The 6710-nt window shown below is 45.3% G+C and carries 5 protein-coding genes and 1 pseudogene; 2 read left to right on the top strand and 4 right to left on the bottom strand.

Annotated features, from left to right (window positions below):
- The 3 genes and pseudogenes from ACUVJL_RS24210 to nagA all read right to left on the bottom strand — a co-directional run.
- Positions 1–332 (bottom strand): annotated as a pseudogene (locus ACUVJL_RS24210) (hypothetical protein); the annotation flags it as partial.
- A gap of 125 nt (positions 333–457) precedes the next feature.
- Positions 458–1144, bottom strand: a complete 687-nt coding sequence (bchM, locus tag ACUVJL_RS24205) for a magnesium protoporphyrin IX methyltransferase (protein ID WP_445248167.1) — start codon at positions 1142–1144, stop codon at positions 458–460.
- Positions 1145–1367: 223 nt separating this feature from the next.
- Positions 1368–2597 carry an N-acetylglucosamine-6-phosphate deacetylase gene (gene nagA / locus ACUVJL_RS24200; RefSeq protein WP_445248166.1) on the bottom strand — a complete coding sequence of 410 codons (1230 nt, stop codon included), beginning with the start codon at positions 2595–2597 and terminating at the stop codon, positions 1368–1370.
- A gap of 267 nt (positions 2598–2864) precedes the next feature.
- Between nagA and purE the strand changes: the two genes are divergently transcribed.
- Together purE and ACUVJL_RS24190 are read left to right on the top strand one after the other, a co-directional pair.
- Positions 2865–3386: a 5-(carboxyamino)imidazole ribonucleotide mutase gene (gene purE, locus ACUVJL_RS24195; RefSeq protein WP_445248165.1), complete on the top strand. Its 522-nt coding sequence runs from the start codon at positions 2865–2867 to the stop codon at positions 3384–3386.
- An 83-nt stretch (positions 3387–3469) separates the two neighbouring features.
- Positions 3470–5071, top strand: a complete 1602-nt coding sequence (locus ACUVJL_RS24190; protein WP_445248164.1) for an ammonium transporter — start codon at positions 3470–3472, stop codon at positions 5069–5071.
- Positions 5072–5462: 391 nt separating this feature from the next.
- On the opposite strand, the gene ACUVJL_RS24185 is transcribed toward ACUVJL_RS24190, so the two are convergent.
- Positions 5463–6605, bottom strand: a complete 1143-nt coding sequence (locus tag ACUVJL_RS24185; protein ID WP_445248163.1) for an IS4 family transposase — start codon at positions 6603–6605, stop codon at positions 5463–5465.
- Between the last annotated feature and the right edge of the window lie 105 nt (positions 6606–6710).

Raw genomic sequence — 6710 nt, 5'->3', positions numbered from 1 at the left:
TCGCACGACTTATCTAATTCTTCGGACTCCGATAAGTCATCCATAATAGACTCCGCTACAGTTACGGGTTCATCTTCAATCAGATCGGTAGGAACCTGATAGGACGGATCGCTAAGAATCTCTCTAAGCAAGGGGTTGCTAGCCCCTAGCATTTTCTCAGCACCTTTTTCTGCAAGAAAATTGAAAATCTGCTCCTCACTCACCCCATAATCTACTTCGCGCTTCTGATGAACAGCCCGAATAGCTAACAGCGGTTTGATTTCATCTTCTTTCAGTGGGACATATTCTCCACCTTGCTGTTGAATGAGCGGTACAAGGGGCGGGTTCGTCAAAATTTTTGACACCCATCAACAAATTATATAAACCCGCCCCCACCCCACCAACAAATTGTATAAACCAGGCCCACTTCGCCAATAAACGCTCTAAACTGGCCTCAGAATTTGCAAATATTTTTCACCTATTTTCGCACAGCTTCCAGCAAGCGAGAATAGTAAAAGCTAGTGCTAGTCATCGCTGTTCTGTTAATAACAAAATCATTGTTTTCTAGGATTTTGATAATATCAGCTTCGCGGTGCTGGTAAGCCCGGGTAGTTTTGCTCGGACCGGGGAAAAGTTCACCAATTTTTTTGAGGGCGGTGAGTGCTAAAGTTTTGGGTGCAAAACTAAGAATTAGTCGCGATTCGGCGATCGAACTTAGGTGAGCGATCATTTCTGCAGCCTTATTTTGAGGATAGTGGATTAGCACGTCCAAACAAATCACTGTGTGGAAATTGCCGGTTAAGGCTTCCAAATCTTGGGCGGCGAAGGAGATGTTGTAGAGCTTGCCGGGAACTGCTGTCGATCGATCGTAAGCTTCTGCTACCATCTTTTCAGAGATATCACTAGCGCAAACAATTGCCCCAGCGTCAGCCAGAGGAATGCTCAGAGAACCCACACCGCAGCCGGCATCGCAGACACAAAGCCCGGGTAAATTGCCGTCAGCTTGCAGCCATTCGATGACTGTATCCACCGTTTTCTGGTGCCCGGTGCGGATGTCTAGCTGAACTTTATTGACTTTGCCGTCGCCGTAAATTCGCTGCCAGCGATCGAATCCCGTCGAGTTAAAATACTGTCTAACTATAGTCTTGTCGTCTACCAAATTCATCGATCTGCCTGCTACTGAGTTATTGCCAACGGTTAGATATTATATAGCAATCCGGTTCGGAAAACCCGCAACTGGCAACCAGGGATTTGAGATAGGCGATTTAAGATTTTAGATTAAAACCGCCTATCTCAAATCTCCAATCTCAAATCGATCGGGTAATACCAGGTCCCACATTCCCCATGATTCAATTTTTGAATTCTTTAATCTAGAATGGTATAACAGGTTAAAAGAGTCGATGCCAAGTCAATTCCTTTGTCGCCACATTTAAATTCCAGCGCAACAATTGAGTTGCCGATTTGCCAATAATTCCCGAAATTCTGATCGCACTTCTAGGAGATTCAGTTGCCAGCGCGATCGCACTTTCGGCGTCGCAAATCCCCCACTTCACCAAATTCTGCACTCCCGCCAACAACGGCAGAGTTGTACCTGCCAAAGTAGCAGATTCCAGGGGCGAGTGGTAATCTAATCTGACCCAAGCTGTACCTTTTCTGACTTCAATTTGTCGGGAATCCCAAGGATAAACACCCTCAGGCAAACCCAAAGGAGCCAAAGCATCGCTCACTAAAAAAACGCCTTTTTCGTACCTGCCAGCGCGCAGCAAAAAATCAATCATTGTCGGAGAAACGTGCTTCCCGTCAGCAATTAAACCGCATTTAACGCCCGGATCAACAATCGCCGCTCCCAACAAACCCGGTTCTCGGTGGTGCAAACTCGGCATCGCATTAAAAGCGTGAGTTACCATTGAAGCTCCCCGAGCAAATGCTTGCTGGGCTTGCTCTGCCGTCGCTTGGGAGTGTCCGAGACTCACGGAAATTCCCAAACTTTGCAAATAGGAAATCACTTCGCCAGTGCTGTCTAACTCCGGCGCTAAAGTAATTATTTTGACAATATCGGCACAATCTCCTAAAACTTGCTTGACATTTTCTATAGTTAGCGGTAACAAAAACTCAATTGGGTGAGCTCCTCGCTTCTGGGGGTTGAGAAAAGGACCTTCGAGGTGAACGCCGAGAATTTCCGCTGTTTTGGGTTGAATTGTTGCAGGAGAAGTGGTTTGTACAGTGCGGATATAATCAGCTATAGTCGAGAGCGATCGCCTAAACTTATCCAGCGAAGTTGTAACCAAAGTCGGCAAAAAAGCATCCACTCCCTGATTCCACAAAAATTGACAAATTTTCGGCAAAATTTCACTATCCTTGCTTTCTAAATCGGGAAAAGCAAAACCGAGGGCGCCGTTAATCTGCAAGTCAACACCGCCCAGAGAAAGCCAATCGCCTGCTACATCAAGCACTTGCAAATCGGGAGGACAAATCCGTTTAAATACGGCGTCCATCGGCAAAACTTGTTGAATGATTCCCGTTTCGTCAACAGCAAGCATCTGCAAATCCTTGCAACCGGGGAGGCGAGCATTGAGAATATCTGTGGGGGCGGCAGTTGGGGTTGTGGCTTCAGTCATCCGATTTTAGATTTTAGATTTTAGATTTTAGATTTTAGATTTTAGATTTTAGATTTTAGATTTTAGATTTTAGATTTTAGATTTTAGATTTGCTCCGAGGGATAAATCTGGAGGCGGATTATGAGGATGCGGAGCTTTTTGCTTTCTGCATGGTGGCTTGTAACCAAATTGCTTCCGAGCCTCAGTTTTGCTAGAAAATATCTAAATTTGAGTTAACGTCATAATTTAAAATTACCATTAATCTGAAATCTCACATCTGAAAATTGCATGAATGAACCCACAGTTGGAATTATCATGGGTAGCGATTCGGATTTGCCAACCATGTCTGAAGCGATCTCCGTTTGCGAAGAATTCAGCGTTGCTTGCTCCGTGGCGATCGTCTCGGCGCACCGCACCCCCTCGCGCATGGTGGAATACGCCCAAACCGCTCACCAACGAGGCTTGAAAGTCATTATCGCAGGTGCCGGGGGAGCTGCGCACCTCCCAGGTATGGTAGCATCTTTAACGCCCTTGCCAGTAATTGGCGTGCCTGTACCCAGCCGCCACCTGCAAGGGATAGATTCGCTGTACTCGATCGTGCAAATGCCAGCCGGGATACCCGTAGCCACAGTGGGGATCGGCAACGCTAAGAATGCTGGCTTGCTGGCAGTTCAGATACTAGCAGCTCATCAGCCAGAATTGCTAGAGCGAGTCCTGCAGTACCGCAAAACTTTGTCGGAATCAGTAATGAAAAAACAAAATCAACTAGAAGAGCTAGGCTATCAAAACTATCTCAATCTGAACAAATAATCTCTAAACTTTTGTAGTAAAATTGGAAAGTTTTCCGAATATTGCTGAGCTTACTAGCCGTAAAGAGGGTGAAAGTGATGAAAATGACTGTCGGAAAGAAAAAGTCGAAACAAGCCAGGCGGGAGTCTTTAAATTTGCCAGCAGCTAACTTTTTGACCAAAGTTAACAGGTTCAAGAAATTACAAAGGACGATCGCCCGCCTCAGTCCAAGTTGGCAAGCCTGCATACCAATAGTAGCAATCATCGTCTTGGTGTGGGGATATGCGGCGGTAGCCCAAACAGCTCCCGCGCCAACCACCGAGGAACAATTAGCCAGCCTTAAGGTGGGCATGGATACCATGTGGGTCATGGTGGCTGGGATGCTAGTCTTCTTTATGAACGCCGGTTTCTGTATGTTGGAAACCGGTTTTTGCCGCCAAAAAAATGCAGTCAACGTGCTGTCAAAAAACTTGATTGTTTTTGCGCTTTCTACGCTCGCATTTTGGGCGATCGGCTTTGCCTTAATGTTCAGCAACGGCAACGGTTTTATCGGCAGCAGCGGCGGATTTTTCCTGTGGAATGTAGCCGACAACAGCCCCGCCACAGGAGACGCTTATCAAGGCATTTTCAGCTCATTAAACTGGACGGGAGTGCCCCTCAACGCTAAATTCTTTTTCCAATTAGTTTTTGCCGGAACTGCTGCCACGATCGTTTCTGGAGCAGTTGCAGAGCGAGTTAAATTCATTGACTTCTTAATTTTCAGCTTGCTGCTAGTAGGCATTGCTTACCCGATTACCGGACACTGGATTTGGGGCGGCGGCTGGCTGGCAAAAGCAGGCTTCTGGGATTTTGCCGGTTCGACAGTGGTTCACTCGGTAGGCGGTTGGGCTGCTTTGATGGGAGCGGCATTTTTGGGGCCGCGGCTCGGCAAGTACCGCGACGGCGATACTGTGGCGATGCCGGGACACAATATGAGCATTGCCACTCTGGGCTGTTTGATTCTGTGGTTGGGCTGGTTCGGGTTCAATCCCGGTTCGACAATGGCAGTCGATCCAAATGCGATCGCCCACATTGCCATCACCACCAACACCGCCGGCGCCTTCGGGGGAGTTGCTGCAACGATTACAGCTTGGCTGTACCTGGGCAAACCCGACCTTTCGATGATTATCAACGGCATCCTCGCAGGCTTAGTCGGGGTAACAGCGAGCTGCGCTTGGATCAACGTGCCCAACTCTGCCATAATCGGCACGATCGCCGGTATCCTGGTAGTTTTTGCAGTCACTTTCTTCGACAACTTGAAAATTGACGACCCTGTAGGGGCAACTTCAGTTCACTTAGTCTGCGGCATCTGGGGAACTCTGGCAGTTGGGCTGTTTGCGGACGGGCCTACAACTGGACTTTATACCACAGGCCCGGCAGCCGGATTGCTTGTGGGCGGAGGTTTCGGTCAACTCTGGGCGCAGTTGGTCGGCATAATCTCTGTAGGCGGGATGACCGTGCTGCTGAGTACGATTTTTTGGGCGGCACTCAAAGCTTTGCTGGGTATCCGCGTTTCTGCTTCAGAGGAGGCTGAAGGTTTGGATATCGGCGAACACGGAATGGAAGCTTACACCGGGTTTGTGAAGGAAACGAGCTTGGACAACAGAAGTGAGAGCAGCTACGGCGGTTATGCTGGGGGTTCTGGGGAGAGGACTACCAAACTGTAGAGCGTGCGAAGAGATCGCTCAATTGAGCTTTCGTGTCCTAGATTAGCTATTTATAAGCCAATACGGTTCAGTTAAGCTCGATCCCCCCTAGCCCCCCTTAAAAAGGGGGGAACAAGAACTTACTCAAAGTCCCCCTTCTTAAGGGGGATTTAGGGGATCTCCGAGGAATAAATATTTTTAACCCAAGCGTATTGATTTATAAGCTAATTCACACCTTTAGTTAGAAAAACCCCAATCTGAAATAGCCGCCAACTTATGGCTCGCTATCGTTGTGCTCGCGTTTCAATCTTCGATGCGAACGCGGGCATATTTTTATTGCTAGTTCACCTTTAATTGCGTACATATAGCAGTTTTTTATTGCATGATATCTGCTGTCGGGGCGACAAGTCGCTTATAACGCTGATAGAATAAGCCTCATAGCTCTTATTCCTTGTTGGTAATTAGGTAGTTTATGTGGAGACAAAGACATTAATTCAACAACAACCTGCCAATTACTAAACATCGAATCGACCCATGATTCACCCCAAAGTCCAATATAAAAAGTGCTATGACGTGCATATTTTCTATAATTTTCTGTTTTTCTACTTAGATATTCTTGAACTTGCTTTGACTTAATTTCTATCCCTTGAATTATACTCTTCAAGTATGCTAGTGATAACAAAATTAATAATTTACTCAGTCGCTCACCTGTGAGATTAGTCCTTTCTAGGTTATATCCTCCACCCTTAAAGTCTCTGAACATCTCCTCAATTCCAAATCTTTTTGCATAAGCATCAACTGCGGCTTGTATATCTGCCAAGCTTGTCAGAATATACCAAGGTTCTTTTGTAGTAATATTTCGATATTTACCCAGCCACTTACCTGCTAGATTAAACCCCGTAATGGGTGCAGTTTTTCTGATTGTTACTTCTTGATTGAAAAAGCTATTTCCTGGCTCTAATCCTAGCATTTTTAGTTCAGCCCATAACTCCGATTCAATCTTGATACAAACATTCTTTTTTAGTCGTAAACAGAAATCTACTTTCTTCTCCCTCAGCCAATTTCCGAGGGTAACACTACAAAATTCACGATCTCCTAACACGAGCAATTTATAATCTGATAAGGCATCGAATACTGGCGTTAATACGAATTGTTGATTTTCTAATGTGCTGTTCCCTTGTTTGTCAAGCATTTTCCAATAAATAGGAATAGCTCTTTTTCGCCAAATCATGCTGACCATCAAAATATTATTTGATTGCCATTTGGTTCGGTCTATTGCTAAATAGACAACATTATTCTGTTTAATATTGCCTTGAATCCAAGCAATTACTAGGGATAACCAAATATCATCTAAATTCCATTCATCATCTGATAAAAATCTCTGAATTTTTTTTCTTCTACTTTCAAATTTAATGGGCATCGCTAGTTTTGTCGCTATGCTTTCTAATGTAACTTCTTTAATCGATTGCACTACTTGAATCAATAAAATTGTTAATAAGTAGTTAGAATGTGTGAGTTTTTTTGACAAATGGGCATGATATGATTCTGCTATCATTTAAGTGTTTTTTAGGTAAGAAGCTTTTTTACCCTATCTTTTTTCAGGCTATTTGTCTAGAGTTGTCTCCCTGTCTGATTTTCAGGCGACCTGTCGCCCCGTCAG

The organism is Microcoleus sp. OTE_8_concoct_300 (assembly GCF_031383065.1).
Classification (GTDB): domain Bacteria; phylum Cyanobacteriota; class Cyanobacteriia; order Cyanobacteriales; family Microcoleaceae; genus Microcoleus.
Note: the sequence above shows the minus strand (reverse complement) of the source record. Positions and strands in the feature narration are given on the sequence as shown.